We start from the raw sequence: 15,871 nt of genomic DNA on the forward strand, positions 1-15,871 counted from the left end.
TCATGCACGACGAACGTTTCCCCGGCCTGCGCCGACGCGGCTTCCTCGCCGCCTCCGGCGCCGCCGCCCTCGCCCTGGCCGGCTGCGCCGGCGGCACGGACGACAAGGCGGCCGGCGGCTCCACCACTCCCAAGCGCGGCGGCCGTCTGCGCGCCGCGTTCGCCGGGGGCGGCGCGAGCGAGACCCTCGACCCGCACCGGGCCAACCTCTTCGCCGACGTCGCCCGCGCCAAGGCCCTCTTCGACAAGCTCGCCGACCACGGCGCCGACCTCTCCGCCCGGCCCCGCCTCGCCGAGCGGTGGGAGCCCGACAAGACGCTGAGCCGCTGGCAGGTGACGCTGCGTCAGGCCACCTTCCACGACGGCAAGCCCGTCACGGCCGAGGACGTCCTCTACAGCTACCGCCGTATCGCCGACCCCGAGCAGGCGTTCCGCGCCAAGGCCTCCCTGGAGCCCATCGACCTCGACGCCAGCCGCGCCACCGGTGAGCGGTCGATCGAGTTCGTCCTCAAGCGGCCCACCGCCGAATTCCCCAACGTCCTCGCCGCGTTCGGGGCGTACATCGTCCCCGAGAACGCCACCGGGTTCGACGAGAGGCCCATCGGCTCCGGTCCCTTCCGGTTCGTCTCCTTCGTCCCCGGCCGCTCCGCCGTCTTCCGCCGCTACGACGACCACTGGGACGGCGCCGCGCTCCTCGACGAGATCGAGTTCGTCGTCGCCGACGAGGAGTCCGCCCGCGCCAACGCCCTCCTCGGCGGCCAGGTCGAGTACGCGCACGAACTCAACCCGACCACCGCCCGCGCCCACGAGGGAAAGGGCCGGATCGAGATCGTGCGGCTGCGCAACAGCGCCATGCAGGCCTTCTGCATGAAGACCGACCGGGCGCCCTTCGACGACAAGCGGGTCCGCGAGGCCTTCTTCCTGATCGCCGACCGGCAGGAACTCGTCGACGGCGCGCTGTCCGGCGCGGGCGAGATCGGCAACGACCTGTTCGGCAAGGGCTACGAGTACTACGCCGCCGACCTGCCCCAGCGCGCGCAGGACCTGGACAGGGCCCGCGCCCTGCTCAAGCAGGCGGGCGCCGAGAAGCTCAAGGTCACCCTGGACACCTCGGCCGTCGCCGCGGGGTTCACCGAGGCCGCCGGCATCTTCCGCGACCAGGCCGCGAAGGCGGGCGTCACCATCGACGTGAAGACGGGCAGCAAGGACTCCTACTGGAGCGACATCCTCGACGGCGGCACCCTGTGCTGCTACCGCTCCGGCGCCATGCCCATCGAAGCCCACTTCTCCCAGCGCCTGCTCACCGACTCCACCACCAACGCCACCAAGTGGCGGCACAAGGACTTCGACGCCCTCTACCGGCAGGCCCAGTCCCTGCGCGACAAGGCCGGACGGGCCGCCGTCTACGAGCGCATGCAGCGTCGCCTGTACGCCGAGGGCGGCTTCCTCGTCTGGGGCTTCGCCGACTGGATCATCGGAACCGCCCGCACGGTGAAGGGGGTCGAGACCCAGGCGCCCGCCAACACCCTCGACTGGGCCCGCTTCGACAAGGTGTGGCTCGCGTGAGCGGACTTCGCTCTTTCGTCGCCCGGCGGCTGCTCCTCGGCGCCCTGCAGGCCATGGCCGTCGTGCTGCTGGTCTTCGCCCTCACCGAGGCGCTCCCGGGCGACGCGGCCGTGGCCCTCGCCGGTGACCAGCCCGACCCCGCGCGCATCGCGGCGATCCGCGAGGCCATGGAGCTGGACCGGCCGGCGCACGAGCGGCTGGCCGGCTGGGCGGCGGGCCTGCTCCACGGCGACCTCGGCACCTCCCTCACCTCCGGCCGGCCCGTCACCCGGTACCTCGCCGACGGCTTCGGCCCGACGCTGCTGCTGGCCGCGCTCACCCTCGCGCTGCTCGTGCCGCTCGGCTTCGGACTCGGCGTGCTCGCCGCCCGCCACGAGGGCCGGCTCGTCGACCGGCTGGTCAGCTCGGTGACGCTGGCCGTCTACGCGGTCCCCGAGTTCGCCCTCGGGGTGCTGCTGGTGACGGTCCTCGCCCTCGAGCTGGCCTGGCTGCCGCCGACGGCCGTCGGCCACGGCACCGGCCTGCTCGCCGATCCGGCGGTGCTGGTGCTGCCGGTGCTGGTCCTGCTGTCCCGCCCGGTGTGCTCCCTGTCCCGCCTGGTGCGGGCCGGCATGGTCGACGCGCTCGCCTCCCCCTACGCCGCCCACGCCCGCCGCTGCGGCGTCCCCGGCGCACGCGTCCGCCGCGCCCACGCCCTGCCGAACGCCCTCGCCCCGGCCGTGCAGCAACTCGCCCGCACCGCCGACTGGTTGCTGTGCGGGGTGATCGTGGTGGAGGCCCTGTTCGTGATCCCGGGCCTGGGCACGGTCCTCCTCGACGCCGTCGCCGAGCGGGACGTGCCGGTGGTGCAGGGGCTGGCCGTGGTGTTCGGGGTGCTGACGGTCGTGCTCAACCTCGGGGCCGACCTGGTGGCCCACCGGTTCACTCCCCGCACGGAGGTGGCCGCGTGAGGACGTACCGCCGCTTCGTGCCGGGCGGCGCGGTCGTCGCCGTCCCCCTCGCGCTCGCCCTCCTCGGACCGCTGTTCGTGGGCGACCCGGGGCCCAGGGCCGTCTCCTTCACGCTCGGCGGCGGCCACTGGCTCGGCACCGACTTCGTCGGCCGTGACGTCCGGGACCAGGTCCTGCTGGGCGGCCGTACGGTCGTGGTCACCGCGCTGGCCGCGACCGCCCTGGCTTACCTCGTCGCCGTCCCGGTCGGCCTGCTCGGCGCGCTGACCCGGGCGCGCCCGCTGGAGGACGCGCTGATGCGGCCGCTGGACGTGCTGCTCGCCGTGCCGTCCCTGCTGCTGATCCTGCTCGTGGCCTCCGTGCTGTCACCGGGGCCGGTGGGGCTCGCGCTGCTCGTGGCGCTGGTCAACGTGCCCGACGCGGCCCGGACCGTGCGGGCCGCCGCCGGGGAGGCGGCCGCCCGCCCCGCCGTCGAGGCGCTGCGCGTGCAGGGCGAGAGCCGGTGGCGGATCGCCGTCGGCTACGTCGGCCGTTCGGCGCTGCGCACCCTCGCCGCCGACGCCGGCATCCGGCTGACGGGTGTGCTGTACCTGGTGTCGACCGCCGCGTTCCTCGGCGTCGGTGTCGCACCGGACGCCGCCGACTGGGCCGTCATGGTCGACCGCAACCGCACCGGCCTGCTGGTGCAGCCCTGGGCCGTGGTGGTGCCCGCGCTGCTGATCGTGGCGCTGACGACGGGCACCAACCTGCTCTTCGACGCGGCGCTGGAGAAGAAGAGGAAGGGGCGACGCCCGTGAGCCGGGAGACGGACGCCGTCGTCGAGGTCCGCGGTCTGCGCGTCGAGATCGACGGCCGGGCGATCGTCGACGGAGTCGATCTGAGGGCGCTGCCGGGAAGGGTGACCGCCCTGGTCGGCGCCTCCGGCAGCGGGAAGACGACGACCGGCCTCGCCCTGCTGGGCGAGCACCCGCCCGGTGCCCGCGTCACGGGCGAGGTGCGGCGGACCGGCGACGGCCCGGTGGGCTACGTGCCTCAGCACCCCGCCGCCGTGCTCAACCCGGTCCGCCGTGTCGGCGCGCTGCTGTACGACATCGCCCGGCTCCAGGTCCGCCGTCTGCCCCGCGCCGAGCGCCGGACGGCGGCCCGCGAGCGGGTCCTGCGAGCGCTGTCCGACGCCCAACTGCCGGATGCCGAGGCGCTCTTGAGGCGCTACCCGCACCAGCTCTCCGGCGGACAGCAGCAGCGCGTCGTCCTCGCCCAGGCCCTGCTGCTCGGCGCCCGCGTCATCGTCGCCGACGAACCCACCACGGGCCAGGACGCGTTGACCAAGAGCCGTGTCGTCGAGCAGCTGGCGGCGGTGGCGGCCCGCGGTGTCGCGCTCGTCCTGCTCAGCCACGACCTGGACGTGGTGCGCGCCCTCGCCGACGAGGTCCTCGTCCTGCGCGCGGGCCGGGTCGTCGAGTCGGGGCCGGTGGAACGGCTGCGCACGGCGCCGCGGCACCCGTGGACGCGCCGGCTGTTCGACGAGCGGCGCGCGGCCCCCGAGGAGCCGGCGGCCGCCGGGCCGGCCGTGCTGGAGGTACGGGGCCTGACCGCCGTGCACGGCCGGCGGACCGTCGTCCTGCGCGCCCCGCACCTCGCCCTCCGCCCCGGCGAGTGCCTGGCCGTGGTCGGCCGCTCCGGCAGCGGCAAGACGACGCTCGCCCGCTGCCTCGCGGGCCTGCACCGCGATCACGACGGGGAGATCCTGCTCGACGGCACACGGCTCGCGCGCAGTCTGCGCGACCGCAGCCGCGCCCAGCTCGCCGCCGTGCAGTACGTCTTCCAGGACGCCCGCGCCGCCTTCGACGAGCACCGGCCCGTCCTGCACCAGGTGGCCCGTACGGCGGTGCGGCTGCGCGGCATCGGCGACCGGGCGGCGGCGGACGAGGCGACGGCCGCCCTGGACCGCCTCGGCCTGCCGGCGGACCTGGCCCGCCGCCGTCCCGGCGCGCTCTCCGGCGGCGAACTGCAGCGCGCGGCCCTCGCCCGCGCCCTGCTCGCCCGGCCGCGGGTCCTGATCTGCGACGAGATCACCTCCGGCCTCGACCCGGTCACCCGGCGCGGCATCCTCCGTCTCCTCGCCGGTCTGCTGCGCGAGCGCGACGGCCTGTCCCTCGTCCTCGTCACCCACGACCTGGACACCGCCCGCCTGGCCGGCCGCATAGCCGTGCTGGACGCGGGCGAACTCGTCGAGCAGGGACCGGCCCACCGCGTGCTGACCGAGCCCCGCCACCCCTTCACGGTCTCGCTCACGCGGACGGGGGCGCGGTCGGGGTCCGTAGGGCACCCGCCGCCGTGAGGAGGGCACGGCGGTGTCCGCCGGCCGGGGGAACCCGCCGTCGTGCCGGGCCGCCCGGGGCCGTGTTCCGGGGTGTACTGCCCGGACGGATCCGGGTCGGAGGTGGTGGGTGGCCAGCCGAGCGTGGACCGCGGCCGCCGCGGTCGTCCTCACCGGCACCGTCGGCGCCTGCGGCACGGTGCAGGAACGACGCGCCGACGTGCGGTCCGCCGCGGCCGCGTTCGAGGAGGCGCTCGACGAGGGCGCGTACGACCGGATGTGCGGGGCCCTCGCGCCGGGGACCCTGGAGGAAGTGGAGCAGTCGGCCGGCGTCCCGTGCGCGCGGGCGCTCCGGGAGGAGTCCCTTCCCGCGGGCGGCGCCGTGCGGGGCACGGACGTCTACGGCAACCAGGCGCGGGCGGTGCTCGTCCGGGACACCCTGTTCCTCTCCCGTTTCGGCGACGGCTGGAAGATCGTCGCGGCAGGCTGCCGGCCGCGGCCGGAACGGCCCTACCAGTGCCTGGTCAAGGGCGGGTGAGCGATGAGGACGATGTTCGTCATGGTCCTGCTGGTCGTCGGATGCGGCCTCGCCTACCTCGCCGCCGTGGGACTGATGCGCCGGTGAACGGGGACGCGACCCGTGACCGGGCGTCCCGGCCCGGGGGCCTGCGGGGCTTCGTCCGGGACAACGCGCTGGGACTGACCTTCATGGCCGCGTTCCTGCTGACGCTGGTGGGGCAGGCGATCGCGGGCCGGGCCGACCTCAACGACCAGCTGGTCGCCGACCGGTTCCGGCCGGTCGGCTTCGGCGAGTACCTCACCTCGTCCGACTTCGCGGTCGACGTGGCGGAGAACTGGCAGTCCGAGTACCTCCAGTTCTCCCTGTACATCGGCGCGACCGTCTGGCTCCTGCAGCGCGGTTCCCCGGAGTCCAAGGAACCGGGCAGGTCCGGCACCGAGTCGGACGAGGACCAGAGGGTCGGCGAGCACGCCCGGGAGAACTCGCCCCGGTGGGCGTCGGCCACCGGATGGCGGCGCACGCTGTACTCCAACTCCCTGCTGCTCGTCATGGGGACGATCTTCCTGCTGTCCTGGCTGGTGCAGTCGATCACCGGCGTCGTCGCCCACGACGAGGAACGGCTGCGGCGGCTCGAGGCCCCGGTCGGCTGGACGCAGTACCTGGGCTCGGCGGACTTCTGGAACCGCACCCTGCAGAACTGGCAGTCCGAACTGCTCGCCGTCGCCTCCATGGCGGTGCTCTCGATCTACCTGCGGCAGCGGGGCTCCCCGGAGTCCAAGCCGGTCGGCTCCGCGCACAGCGCCACCGGCGTCGAGGGCTGACGCCGGGCCCGGCCGGGCTCAGCGCGCGGCGACGGCGCCCGCGGCGCGTCCGTACCCGTTCCACGCCTCGGCGCGCAGACCGGCGTCGTACAGGACGTCCACCGCGGTGCACGCCAGCGCCTTCGTGGCGGCGGACAGGACGCGCCGGGCCCGTTCGGAGACCGCCGCGGCGGCGAACTCGGGCGTGTGGTCGGAGCCGTCCTCGTCCATGATCGCCACGAACGGGTGGATGGCCGGCACCCGGGAACTGACGTTGCCGATGTCCGACGAACCCAGGTACACCCCCGGCGCGGGCGGGGTGAGGGCGATCCCGGAGCGCCCCAGGTGCGCGGCGAAGCGCCGGGAGAGCGCCTCGCTGTCACGGAAGTGCTCGTAGCGGACCCCCACCCGTTCGACGGCGCACCGGGTGCCGGTGGCCTGCGCCACCCCCGCGGCGGCGGACCGCAGCCGCCCGGCGAGGTCGTCGAGGGCGTCCGTGGTGGCCGCGCGCAGGCCGAACAGGCCCTCCGCGTACTCGGGGACGATGTTCGTGGCCTCGCCCCCGTGCGTGATGATGCCCTGGACGTGGGAGGCCTCCGGCAGGCGCCGGCCGAGCGCGGCCAGCACGTTGAACAGTTCGACGAGGGCCGCGAGCGCGTCGATGCCCTCCGTGGGGTTCCCGGTCGGGTGGGCGGCCCGGCCGTGGAAGCCGACCCGGTACTGTTCCTGCGCCGTCAGCGGGGCCCGGGCCCAGTCGTACACGCCCGGATGGAACATGAGCGCGGCGTCGACGTCGTCGAAGACGCCCGCCTCCACCTCCAGGACCTTGCCGCCGCCGCCCTCCTCGGCCGGGCTGCCGACGGCCAGCACCGACCCGGCGCCCGGCTCCAGCACGGCGCGGACGGCGAGCGCCGCCCCCAGCCCGGCGGCGGCGATCAGGTTGTGCCCGCAGGCGTGCCCCAGGCCGGGCAGGGCGTCGTACTCCAGCAGCAGCGCCACCGTGGGCCGCCCCTCGCCGAAGCGGGCGGTGAAGGCGGTCGGCATGCCGGCCACGTCCTGCCGCACGTCGAACCCGGCCCGGCGCAGCTCACCCGTCAGGAGCGCGGCGGCCCGCCGCTCGGCGAAGGCGTACTCGGGGTCGGCGTGCAGCGCCGACGCGACCTGCCACAGCGCGTCGGCCCGCTCCTCGGCCTGCTCGTGGACACGGCGGTACAGGGCTTCGGCGGTCTGGGGCACACGGGTCTCCCGGGTGTCGGCGCGGCTTCCTTCCACGACACCGGGTTCCACCCGGCGCCGCGCCGACACCCCGCGGGCGCGCCGGGGATCAGCCGTCGGCCGGGACCGGGGGCGTGGCCGGCGCCGCCGTCAGGGCGGCCAGCTCCTCCGGGCTGCGCGGGCCGGGCTCCGTCTCGCGCAGCAGCCCCTGCGCCCGCAGGAGCCCGGCGGCGGCGACGCCCCAGGGCAGCCGGAGTCCCGCCTGTCCGAGGAGGTCCGTGCGGGCGAGGGTGGTGGCCGCGGGGCCGGTGTGGGCGCTGGAAGGGGTGAGGAGCGCCGCGTCGTCGGCCCAGCGCAGGGCGAGGTCGACGTCGTGGGTGGCCATCACGACCGTGGTGCCGGACGCGCGCAGGGCGTCGAGGGTGGCGAGGAGGCGCTCCTGCCCGTCGGGGTCGAGCCCGGCGGTCGGTTCGTCGAGGATCAGCACGCGCGGCCGCATCGCGACGGCGCCCGCGATCGCGGTCCGCTTGCGCTGCCCGTAGGAGAGCAGGTGGGTGGGCCGGTCGGCGAGGCCGGTGATGTCCAGGGCGGCGAGCGCTTCGGCCACCCGGGCCCGCACCTCGGCGTCGGGCAGCCCGAGGTTCAGCGGACCGAACGACACGTCCTGCGCGACGGACGCGGCGAACAGCTGGTCGTCCGGGTCCTGCACCACCAGCTGGACGGTGGTCCGCAGCCGCGTCAGCCCCTTGCGGTCGTACGCCACCGGCTCTCCCTCGACCGTCAGCCGGCCCCGGTGCGGGCGCAGTCCGCCGCTGAGCAGCCGCATCAGGGTCGTCTTGCCGGTGCCGTTGCGGCCGAGGAGGGCGAGCGCGCGGCCTTCGCGGACGACGAAGTCGAGGCCGTCGAGCACGGCCGGGCCGTCCTCGTACGCGAAGGAGACGCCCCGCAGGGCGACCAGCTCGCTCATCACAGGGACCTTTCCAGTACGAACGTGAGGGCGGCCAGGGCCGCCAGGAGCCCGGCGCCGGCCGCCGTGAAACGGACGGAGACACGGGCCTCGGGCACCAGGACGCGCAGGGTGCCGTCGTAGCCGCGTCCGGCGAGACCGGCCTGGAGCCGCGCCGCCCGGTCGAAGGCCCGCACGAAGGCGGTGGCGCCGAGCCCGGCCAGGGAACGCCACTCGGCGGCCCGGGAGGTGTGCCCGAGCCGGGCCGCCTGGGCCTCCCGGATCCGGCGCACGGAGTCCAGCAGCAGGAAGCTCATGCGGTACGTCACCAGGGCGACGTCGACGACCGGTGCGGGCACACCGGCCTTCACCAGGCGGGGCAGCAGGTCGGACATGGGGGTGGTGAACGCGAACAGCAGCACGCCGAGGGAGGCGGCCGAGGTGCGCAGCATCAGCTCCCCGGCGCGCACGGCCCCGCCGTCGGCCAGGCTCACGAACCCGCCGGGTCCGCCCACCTGGACGAGCAGGGTGACCGCGCCGGTCGCGCAGAACCCCAGCGGCACCCGGTAGGCGCGCCACAGCCGGCGGGCCGGCACACCCGCCGGGCCGAGCAGCAGGACCAGCGCCGTCACCAGCACCAGGACCGCGCCCGGCCAGGGCGGCAGGGAGATCGCGAGCACGGTGAGGCCGAACCCGAGCACGGCCTTGTCCACGGGGTGGCGGCGGCGCCAGCGGCTGCTGTGCGCCGCCGCGTCGATCGGCAGCACGACCGCTCAGACCCGTCCCGGCGCGGACGCCCCGGCGTCGGATCCGCTCTCCGGCCCCCCGGCGCCCCCGGGGCTTCGCGCAGTCGTGGGCGCGGTGGTCCCCTCCGCGGTGTCCCGGGTCTCCGCCAGCCGTGCGGCGGCCCGCAGTTCGCCCTGGCGCCGCCCCCGGCGCAGGCCGAAGTAGTAGGCGAGGACGCCCGCTCCGAGGGCCGCCTGGAGGGAGAACAGCGCCGACTCGATCTCCCCGGACGGCGGCTCGTACAGGGGCGAGAACCACGGCTCGTAGTCCGGCTCGATCTCGGTGATCGCCGTCTCCGCCTCGCCGTCGGAGCCCGCGAACGGCTCCTCCTTGTGGTCGCCGAGGCCGAGGGCGAGCGGCAGCACGGCGAGCGCGACCACCACGGCCAGCAGCAGGATGTTGATCTTCGTGTTCCGGTTCACCGGGCCACCGCCTCCGTGTCGGCCGGTTCCTGCCGCTTCGTCACCAGTACGCCGAGGCGGGTCAGTTCGCCCTTGCTGGACTGCGCCAGGAGCCGCATGACCAGCACCGTGAGGAGGCCCTCGCTCACCGCCAGCGGGATCTGCGTGACGGCGAAGATGGAGCCGAACTTGCCGAGCGCGCCCAGGAAGCCGCTGCTCGGGTCGGGGAACGCGAGCGCCAGCTGCACGCTGGTGACGCAGTAGGTGGACAGGTCGGCGACGAACGCGCCGGCGAACACGGTGACCATCAGCGGCACGTCGTACCGCCGCAGCAGCCGGTACGTCCCGTAACCGGCCCACGGACCGACGATCGCCATGGAGAACACGTTGGCGCCCAGGGTGGTCAGGCCGCCGTGGGCGAGCAGCAGCGCCTGGAAGAGCAGCGTGATGGTGCCGAGCACCGCCATGATCGGCGGCCGGAACAGGATGGCGCCCAGCCCGGTGCCGGTGGGGTGCGAGCAGCTCCCGGTCACCGACGGCAGTTTGAGAGCGGACAGGACGAAGGTGAAGGCCCCGGAGGCGCCGAGGAGCAGGGTGCTCTCGGGATGCTCGCGCACTTCACGGTTCAGGGCGCGGACTCCGTGGACGACGAACGGCGCCGACGCGACGCCCCAGGCGACCGCGTGCGCCGGAGGAAGGAAACCCTCGGCTATGTGCATGGCTCAGCAGACCCTCTCCAGCACCTCGTGGATGGTTGACGCGCCTTGGCCGGTCTCCTGGCTGACGGGTACCACCGCCCGTGCTCCGCCTTCCCGGGTCCGAGGACCCAGTGGCTGCCCGTGAGGGCCGGAGCCGGACTTCCCGATCACAGTGGCGAGGGCCGCACCGGCATCACACCGGATTTCCCGTTCACCAAGGCGTGGTGACAGTAGTGCCAGGACAGGGGCAGTGACAAGCCGCGACGGGGGCGCGCGGACGGCGGACGAGGGCTCACACCCCGGCGCACGGGTGCGTTCCGCCGACGTGGTACGCGCTTGCTGAACACGGCGGGGATCCGTGCCGTACCTGGTGCCGCGGGCCCCGGGACCCCGGGGCGCAGGCACCGGTGAACCCGACGGCAGGAGCACCCGCCGTGACCGAGCCGGTCTGCACCGTGTCCGCCATGAGCTGCGGCCGCCGCGCGGCCGGCGTCGCCGAGAAGGGGGTGGAGGTGGCCGGCGTCACCGAGGTGGACGTCGACGTGCGGGCGGGGCGGGTGACGGTGCGCGGCGGGAGGGTCGACGGCGACGCCGTGCGGGCGGCGATCGACGAGGCCGGCCACCTGGCCGTCGAAGCCGTGCGCGCCGCGGCCTGAGCCGCCGGCGGCTCCGCGCCGGCGCCCTGCCGGGAACGCGCGTCCGGGTCAGCGGCCGCGCCAGTCCAGGCACAGCACCAGGGCGTCGTCGTCCGGGACGCGCCGGCCGCGGTGACGCGTCAGCTCCCGCAGGACGGCGTGCGGGACCTCGGCCGCGGGCAGCAGGCGGGTGGACAGGACCGCGCGGGCCAGGACGGCCTCGCCGTAGGCCTCCCCGGCGGGCGAGACGGCCGCGTGGACGCCGTCGCTGACGAAGAGGAGCCGGTCGCCGGGCTCGAGGCGGAACTCCTGGGCCGCGTAGTCCGTCTCCTCGAACATGCCCAGCGGCAACTGGGGGTCGAGGCGCACGTGTTCCACGATGCCGTTCCGCAGGCGCAGCATCCGGGGGGAGCCGGCGTCCACCACCCGGGCGTGCCCGGTGGCCAGTTCGACCTCGAGCAGCAGGGCCGGCAGGTGGCGGCGGCCCCGGTGCTGGGCGTGGACGGCCTGGTCGGCCAGGGCCGCCTGGTCGGCGAGGGGAAGGCCGGCCCGCCGCGCGTTGCGCAGCGCGGTGACGGCCAGGCCGGTCAGCAGGGACGCCTCCGTGCCCTCGCCCATGCCGTCGGTGACGTACAGCGTCAGGTGGTCGGCCGTCACCGACCAGTCGTAGGAGTCGCCGAAGACGTCGTAGGCGGGCTCCAGCTGGGCGCCCAGATCGAACTCGGGGCAGCTGCGCGAGCGGCCCGGGAGCAGCTGCCACTGCATCTCCGCGGCCAGGGTGAGCCGGTCTCTGCGTCTCGCCCGGAGGTACAGGTCGGTGTCCCGCTCGGTCAGGACCAGCTCGTGCGCCAGCACCTGCGCGATCCCGGCCACCTCGGCCAGGACGGCCTCCCCCTGCTCGGGCAGGGTCACCGACAGCACGCCGAGCCGGTCGCCGCGCACGGTGACGGGCAGATGGGCGCGCACCCGTCCCTCGCCGGCGGGCTCCACGAACGGTTCCTGCGCGCCGAAGGCCCGGCCCGCCGGGCTGCCGTGGGCCGGTACCGGTTCCGGGGCGTGCGGCGACGTGGACACCGGTTGCAGCACCGTCAGGCCGTAGTCGGCCAGGAACAGCTCGACACGGTCCGCGCCGTACTGTTCGGCCAGCACGCCGCGGACCGTGTCGAGCAACTCGTGGGGCGCCGCCGTCCGCAGGGCGCGCTCGGCGGTCGTCCATCCGTCCACGGTCGTCACTGCACCGGTCCTCTCGTCGAAATGTACGGATCATGTGCTCTTCTGCTTTTCGCGGCCCGCCTCACCGGACGAGCCCTAGTACGCTGGCGGTCGTCCCAGTGCCTGCGAGAGGCTGACCGTGACTGCCTTCCGTCACCGCCCGGAGCCCGACGAGGTCGCCCGGGTGACCGCGACGGCGGCGGAGCTGCTGGAAGTGCTGTGGGGCAGGGCGTCGACCGCGCCCGCGTCCGCGTCGCAGCTGCGCGTGCTGTTGATCCTCGAGCACCACGAGGACATCAACATGCGCACCCTCGCCGACTCCCTCGCCTCCACGCCGCCGTCGACCAGCCGGCTGTGCGACCGGCTCCAGGCCGCCGGCTTCGTCGAGCGCGCGGTGAGCCCGGCCGACCGGCGCGAGGTGCGGCTGCGCCTCAGCGGCCGGGGGCGGGCCTTCCTCGCGGACCTGCGCGCGCGCAGGGAGCGGCAGCTGCGGGCGGTGCTGGACGTGATGCCCACCGCCAAGCGGGTGGCCCTGCTGGAGGGGCTGGAGGCGTTCTGCGACGCGGCGGCGACACGCATCCACGACGACGCCGGGGATTCCGGCAACCGGATCGCCTGACCATGCCCCGCCCTCCTGTCCTCCGGGTGCTCGTTCCCGCGGCGCGGCCGCCCTCGCGGTGCGGTCGCCCCTCGGGACCCTGATACCCCGAACCCGCCCCGACCTGCGCGGGCCGTGACCGAGGTCCGCGAGGGGGCCGCCCGGCGGCGGAGCGCGGGGCGACGCATGAGCCGGGCCGGGAGGGTTACTCCGGTGATATGGCACGGACATCGAAATCCCGGACGCACCCGGGGCCCGACGAGCAGGTGGAGCGGCGCGCTCCGGACGAACCCACCGAGCTGCCGAAACGGTCCTGGGGGGCGGTGCTGAAGGGCACGGTGAAGGAGTTCAAGGACGACGAGCTCACCGACCGCGCCGCGGCGCTGACGTACTACGGCGTGTTGTCGCTGTTCCCCGCCCTGCTCGTCCTGGTGTCCATCCTGGGCATCGCCGGCCGATCCGCCACGGACGAGGTCCTGGACAACCTGCGCAGGCTCGCCCCCGGCTCGGCCCGGGACATCATCAGCGACGCGGTGCAGCAGCTGCAGGGACGCGGCGGGATCGGCTCGCTCATGGCCGTCGTCGGCGTCGTCCTCGCGGTGTGGTCGGCCTCCGGCTACGTCGCCGCCTTCATCCGCAGCGCCAACGCCGTGTACGACATGCCGGAGGGGCGCCCGGTGTGGAAGGTGCTGCCGGTGCGGATCGGCATGACGGTGGCGCTGCTCGTGCTGGCGGTGCTCAGCGCGCTGATCGTGGTGTTCACCGGCGAGCTGGCCCGGCGGGCCGGGACGGCGCTGGGCATCGGGGACACCGCCCTGACGGTGTGGTCGATCGCGAAGTGGCCGGTGCTCGTCGTCCTGGTCACGATCATGATCGCGCTGCTGTTCTGGGCGGCGCCGAACGTGAAGGGGCGCGGCTTCCGCTGGATCACGCCGGGCAGCGTGCTCGCCCTGCTGATCTGGATGATCGCCTCCGCCGGTTTCGCGTTCTACGTGGCGAACTTCGCCTCCTACAACAAGACCTACGGCACGCTGGCCGGCGTGATCGTGTTCCTGGTGTGGCTGTGGATCAGCAACATCGCGATCCTGCTCGGCCTGGAGTTCGACGCGGAGCTGGCCCGCCAGCGCGCCGTCGCGGGCGGACTGCCGGACGACGAGGAACCGTACGTGCCGCCCCGCGACACCCGGGCGTGGAGCGAGGAGGACCAGCGCCGCATGGAGTGAGCGGACGGACCCGGCACCCCGGCCCGGCCCCCGTGAGCACGGCTGCTCACGGGGGCCGGGCCCGTCCCGCGCGGGCCGGCCGCACCGGACGGCGGGACCGCCGCACCGGACGGCCGGTCCCACCGTCCGGTGCGGCCGTGCGGTGCGGCGGTCCGTCCCGGCGCCGCCCCGGGCCGGGCCGACGGCGGCCCCGCTCACCGGCTGCTCCGCGGAGGGGGCCGTCCGCGACGGCGGGCCCGGTGACCGGCGCGCCCGGATTCCCGGCCGGTCGTGCGGCGGCCGCTTCCCGCCGTCCACCGGGGCCGTACCGTCGCGGCACCCGGCCGGCCCGTGCCGGACGGCGAGGGGGGCCGGTCCGGCGCCGCGGCTCTCGCCCCGCGGCCGGCGCGCCGGCGCCTGCGGGTGGACGGACGGCGCGCGGACGGCCCGGCGGGACGGTCCCGGCGCGCGGCCTACGCGGCGAGCGTGCGGTGCGGCGGGCGTCCGTACGCCTCGCGGTACAGGGCGGCGAAGCGGCCCGGGTGGAAGAAGCCCCAGCGGGCCGCGACGTCGGTGACCGTGAGGCCGTCCAGCGGGCTCGCCGCGAGGAGCTCGGCGTGGGCGTGGGACAGGCGCACCTGGCGCAGACGGGCCAGCGGGGTGGTGTCCAGATGCCGTCGGAAGGCGTACTGGAGGGCCCGGACGGTGACATGGGCGGCGGCGGCGATGTCGGCGACGGTGACGGGCTCGTGGGCGTGGTCGTCGATGTAGGCCAGCGCGCGCCGCAGCGTGGCGGGACCGGAGTCGTTGCGGTCGGTCGCGGTGGGGTCGGCGAGCGCCGTGTTGGGGAAGGCGGCCAGCACGCCCGCGGCCAGGTGCTGGGCGGCCGTCGAGGCGACCAGCGGCAGGTCGGCGACGTCGGGGTCGGACAGGACGTGGTCGCGCAGGTAGCCGATCGAGCGGCTGAGGTGCCGCGCCGCGGCGGGGGAGTGGGGGCGGTGACCGGTCAGCCGGACCGGTTCGGTCCTGCGCCCCGGCGCGGCGGCGGCGACCTGGTCGAGCAGGGCGGGATCCAGCATCGTGATGTTGTAGCGGGCGCGGCAGACCCGGCCCGCGTACGGCAGTTCCGGCGGGGCGAAGGACACCACGTCACCGGGGCCGAAGGCGTCCTGGACGCCGTCGAAGACGTGGTCCTCGATGGTGCCGTCGTGGACGAGGCACAGACAGATCCGGCCCAGGGGCGTCACCGAGTAGCTCATCTCGAAGTCCAGGTCGAGCTCGTCCACGCTCACCGACGGCATGGCCGTCCGGGTGATCCGCGCCCGGCTCGCCTGCGGGGTGTCGCTGCCGATGTGCATGCGCGCGTAGGCCCGGCTGAGGAAGTCCTCGGTCAGGTCCAGGTCGTCACTGTCGAAGAACAGCGTGTCCATCACGGCCTCGTCCGGTCTCGGGCGGCCCTGCACGGTGCAGGACGGGACTTCCGGCGGTCGGGCCGCCCCGCCCGCGGCGGGACGCGGACCGCCGGTCGCCCGCCACCTCACCTGCCCCGCATCCCGGACGGCATTCGTTTTCCGGATTGACGGCGGCGATGTTCTTCGTCGTGCGTGCGGCCGTCACCGCCCGCGGCGGGCAGGCTGGGAGGGACCGGACTGTGATCGTCGTGGACATCGGCCACGGGGATCCCGCACGAGGAAAGAGGGACGGCGCGCCATGACCGCGGAGGAGGATCTCAACGAACGCATCGGTGTCCTCCAGGAGGAGATCGAACAGCTGCGGAACGCCGTCGTCTCGCACGCCGTGGTCGACCAGGCCATCGGCGTGGTCATCGCCGCCGGACACCTCCGTCCCGAGCAGGGCTGGGAGGTCCTCAAGGACATCTCCCAGCACACCAACACCAAGCTGCGGGAGGTCGCGGAGTACGTGGTGCAGGGAGCCCACTGCCGCTGGCTGCCCGACGAGATCCACGCGGCGTTCGTGAGCGCCCTCAGGCGCGCGAAGGAGGGCTGAGCCTCCCGGCTCCCCG

17 protein-coding genes and 1 riboswitch are annotated in these 15,871 nt (G+C 75.1%); of the genes, 10 read left to right on the forward strand and 7 right to left on the reverse strand.

Annotated features, from left to right (window positions below; all coding sequences use genetic code 11):
- The first annotated feature begins 2 nt into the window (after positions 1–2).
- The 6 genes from ACH4F6_RS27665 (at position 3) to ACH4F6_RS27690 (ending at position 6,176) form a co-directional block, all read left to right on the forward strand.
- Positions 3–1,565 carry an ABC transporter substrate-binding protein gene (locus ACH4F6_RS27665; RefSeq protein WP_397963048.1) on the forward strand — a complete coding sequence of 521 codons (1,563 nt, stop codon included), beginning with the start codon at positions 3–5 and terminating at the stop codon, positions 1,563–1,565.
- Entirely contained in the window at positions 1,562–2,515 is a 954-nt protein-coding gene (locus tag ACH4F6_RS27670) for an ABC transporter permease (protein ID WP_397963049.1), read from the forward strand. Before ACH4F6_RS27665 ends, ACH4F6_RS27670 begins: the two co-directional genes overlap by 4 nt.
- Complete coding sequence (locus ACH4F6_RS27675) at positions 2,512–3,312, forward strand: ABC transporter permease (RefSeq protein WP_397963050.1); 801 nt, start codon at positions 2,512–2,514, stop codon at positions 3,310–3,312. The genes ACH4F6_RS27670 and ACH4F6_RS27675 overlap by 4 nt, the downstream gene beginning before the upstream one ends.
- Positions 3,309–4,856, forward strand: a complete 1,548-nt coding sequence (locus ACH4F6_RS27680; RefSeq protein WP_397963051.1) for an ABC transporter ATP-binding protein — start codon at positions 3,309–3,311, stop codon at positions 4,854–4,856. Before ACH4F6_RS27675 ends, ACH4F6_RS27680 begins: the two co-directional genes overlap by 4 nt.
- A 109-nt stretch (positions 4,857–4,965) precedes the next feature.
- A complete protein-coding gene (locus ACH4F6_RS27685) occupies positions 4,966–5,373 on the forward strand; it encodes a hypothetical protein (RefSeq protein ID WP_397963052.1) in 408 nt (135 codons plus the stop codon).
- Positions 5,374–5,456: 83 nt separating this feature from the next.
- Entirely contained in the window at positions 5,457–6,176 is a 720-nt protein-coding gene (locus ACH4F6_RS27690; protein ID WP_397963053.1) for a DUF6766 family protein, read from the forward strand.
- An 18-nt stretch (positions 6,177–6,194) separates the two neighbouring features.
- On the opposite strand, the gene ACH4F6_RS27695 is transcribed toward ACH4F6_RS27690, so the two are convergent.
- From ACH4F6_RS27695 to ACH4F6_RS27715, 5 genes are all read right to left on the reverse strand, one after another.
- Positions 6,195–7,391, reverse strand: a complete 1,197-nt coding sequence (locus ACH4F6_RS27695; protein ID WP_397963054.1) for an amidohydrolase — start codon at positions 7,389–7,391, stop codon at positions 6,195–6,197.
- 88 nt (positions 7,392–7,479) lie between these two features.
- The gene (locus ACH4F6_RS27700; RefSeq protein WP_397963055.1) at positions 7,480–8,337 is read right to left on the reverse strand and encodes an ATP-binding cassette domain-containing protein; all 858 of its coding nucleotides are present in this window, start codon (positions 8,335–8,337) and stop codon (positions 7,480–7,482) included.
- Entirely contained in the window at positions 8,337–9,083 is a 747-nt protein-coding gene (cbiQ, locus tag ACH4F6_RS27705) for a cobalt ECF transporter T component CbiQ (protein ID WP_397963056.1), read from the reverse strand. The genes ACH4F6_RS27700 and cbiQ overlap by 1 nt, the downstream gene beginning before the upstream one ends.
- A gap of 6 nt (positions 9,084–9,089) precedes the next feature.
- Positions 9,090–9,524 carry an energy-coupling factor ABC transporter substrate-binding protein gene (locus ACH4F6_RS27710; protein WP_397963057.1) on the reverse strand — a complete coding sequence of 145 codons (435 nt, stop codon included), beginning with the start codon at positions 9,522–9,524 and terminating at the stop codon, positions 9,090–9,092.
- Entirely contained in the window at positions 9,521–10,222 is a 702-nt protein-coding gene (locus ACH4F6_RS27715; RefSeq protein WP_397963058.1) for an energy-coupling factor ABC transporter permease, read from the reverse strand. Before ACH4F6_RS27715 ends, ACH4F6_RS27710 begins: the two co-directional genes overlap by 4 nt.
- Positions 10,223–10,251: 29 nt before the next feature.
- A riboswitch (cobalamin riboswitch) is annotated at positions 10,252–10,457 on the reverse strand.
- Positions 10,458–10,635: 178 nt separating this feature from the next.
- Here ACH4F6_RS27715 and ACH4F6_RS27720 point away from each other — a divergent pair.
- Entirely contained in the window at positions 10,636–10,857 is a 222-nt protein-coding gene (locus tag ACH4F6_RS27720; RefSeq protein WP_397963059.1) for a heavy-metal-associated domain-containing protein, read from the forward strand.
- A 48-nt stretch (positions 10,858–10,905) separates the two neighbouring features.
- Here ACH4F6_RS27720 and ACH4F6_RS27725 read toward each other — a convergent pair whose 3' ends face one another.
- Entirely contained in the window at positions 10,906–12,069 is a 1,164-nt protein-coding gene (locus ACH4F6_RS27725) for a PP2C family protein-serine/threonine phosphatase (protein WP_397963060.1), read from the reverse strand.
- 112 nt (positions 12,070–12,181) lie between these two features.
- On the opposite strand from ACH4F6_RS27725, the gene ACH4F6_RS27730 reads away from it, so the two are divergent.
- Together ACH4F6_RS27730 and ACH4F6_RS27735 are read left to right on the forward strand one after the other, a co-directional pair.
- Positions 12,182–12,667: a MarR family transcriptional regulator gene (locus tag ACH4F6_RS27730; protein WP_397963130.1), complete on the forward strand. Its 486-nt coding sequence runs from the start codon at positions 12,182–12,184 to the stop codon at positions 12,665–12,667.
- Positions 12,668–12,864: 197 nt separating this feature from the next.
- Positions 12,865–13,869 (forward strand): YihY/virulence factor BrkB family protein, encoded by a 1,005-nt coding sequence (locus ACH4F6_RS27735; protein WP_397963061.1) that lies wholly within the window; start codon positions 12,865–12,867, stop codon positions 13,867–13,869.
- Positions 13,870–14,321: 452 nt separating this feature from the next.
- On the opposite strand, the gene ACH4F6_RS27740 is transcribed toward ACH4F6_RS27735, so the two are convergent.
- Positions 14,322–15,278: a helix-turn-helix transcriptional regulator gene (locus ACH4F6_RS27740; RefSeq protein WP_397963062.1), complete on the reverse strand. Its 957-nt coding sequence runs from the start codon at positions 15,276–15,278 to the stop codon at positions 14,322–14,324.
- Between the two features lie 280 nt (positions 15,279–15,558).
- Between ACH4F6_RS27740 and ACH4F6_RS27745 the strand changes: the two genes are divergently transcribed.
- Positions 15,559–15,855 (forward strand): ANTAR domain-containing protein, encoded by a 297-nt coding sequence (locus tag ACH4F6_RS27745; protein WP_397963063.1) that lies wholly within the window; start codon positions 15,559–15,561, stop codon positions 15,853–15,855.
- The last annotated feature ends 16 nt before the right edge of the window (positions 15,856–15,871 follow it).

The organism is Streptomyces sp. NPDC017936, assembly GCF_044328485.1.
Taxonomy (GTDB): domain Bacteria; phylum Actinomycetota; class Actinomycetes; order Streptomycetales; family Streptomycetaceae; genus Streptomyces.